At 42.8% G+C, this 1,174-nt stretch carries 3 protein-coding genes and 1 pseudogene; all 4 read right to left on the bottom strand.

Annotated features, from left to right (window positions below; translation table 11 throughout):
- A pseudogene (locus ACFIJW_RS06975) lies at positions 1–294 on the bottom strand (phage tail protein); the annotation flags it as partial.
- Complete coding sequence (locus ACFIJW_RS06970) at positions 291–359, bottom strand: GpE family phage tail protein (RefSeq protein WP_273755857.1); 69 nt, start codon at positions 357–359, stop codon at positions 291–293. The pseudogene ACFIJW_RS06975 and the gene ACFIJW_RS06970, both read right to left, overlap by 4 nt.
- 41 nt (positions 360–400) lie before the next feature.
- Positions 401–688 carry a phage tail assembly protein gene (locus tag ACFIJW_RS06965; protein WP_375631916.1) on the bottom strand — a complete coding sequence of 96 codons (288 nt, stop codon included), beginning with the start codon at positions 686–688 and terminating at the stop codon, positions 401–403.
- A gap of 2 nt (positions 689–690) precedes the next feature.
- On the bottom strand, positions 691–1,174 hold a 484-nt coding region (locus ACFIJW_RS06960; RefSeq protein WP_375633749.1), incomplete at its 5' end, for a phage major tail tube protein.

The following is a 1,174-nucleotide window of genomic DNA, read 5'->3' as shown; positions in this document are numbered from 1 at the left end:
CAGATGCATGGTTTTCATGGTGAGGGCGGCTACACTTGCCACAAGACCACCACCAGCAAGCCCCAAGACACCAGTAAAGACTGAAGCACGGCTTGCCACCACTCCAAGAGCACTTTGAACACCATGAAGGCTTTTTGTTATGTTTTTGACAGCAGCAGAAAAGCGCGGAATACCCAAACTATGTGAGAGTGTTTTTGACAATGTATCGAATTTTTTTTGAAGATGTTTGAGAGGTGTGGTGAGTTTGTCTTCAAGAGACAATCTCACCTTTGCATCAGCAACTTTTTCACTCATTTTATCTTATACCTTTCTGCTGCTTGTTTTCGCCAGAATATGAGTTCTTGCGGTTCCATTTCCATCATCTTTGAAAGGGACCAATGGAACACAATGGTAATATCGGCTATGAGTTTAGCGGCGGTTTCCCAGTCGAGGTATCCCGCCGCTTGATAAAAGACTCCAAAATCTCTCCAATGCTCGACAAGTCATTAATATCGAGTTCTCCAACCGCTTCATGTGCCCATCCAGAAAGACGTGCGATCATAGCGATTGTTTGCTCTATGCCTTCTTTTTTGTCGATTGCTTGCACATCTTTTGTTTTGGGGCGCTGTAAGGTAATTGTGGTGTGCTCTTTTCCTTCAAAAGTAACAGGTATCAATAATTTATGTGTAATGCTTGTTTGGACTGTCATTTTTATAATCCTATATTTTCTCTATGGTCTGCGAGTTGATTGACGCCATTGAATTTTCTCACCAAGTTGAGGACGTCTATCTCAACAATTTCAACGTCCTTCTGGACATATTTGAAATACTGCAATGTGAATGTAGCCGTGGATGTTGCTTTGCTCCCCGGTTGCCATTCTGCCATTTCAAAGCTTTTGCAAAGCCCTCTCATGGTAATAATGACGCCTTCTGCGGGGGTGCCTTGAGCTTGCATTGAACTTCGTAATGAAATGTCGACATCAGTGCGCCCTAAGAGTGCCATTAACTCTGGAGAGCAATCAGAAATGGTTATGCTAAGCGTGAGGGTTTCAAGACCAAGGTCAACTTCAATGGAGCTATCCATGCCACCGCCGCGATAACTTTCAACAACCAAGTTCAAATTCGGTAATGTTACGCTTTCACATTTTGCTTGATAGGGAATGCCGTCGACAAAAATGTTAAAATATTTCAAAACT

The organism is Bartonella sp. MM97QHHN (genome assembly GCF_042194285.1).
Taxonomy (GTDB): Bacteria; Pseudomonadota; Alphaproteobacteria; order Rhizobiales; family Rhizobiaceae; genus Bartonella.
Note: the sequence above shows the minus strand (reverse complement) of the source record. Positions and strands in the feature narration are given on the sequence as shown.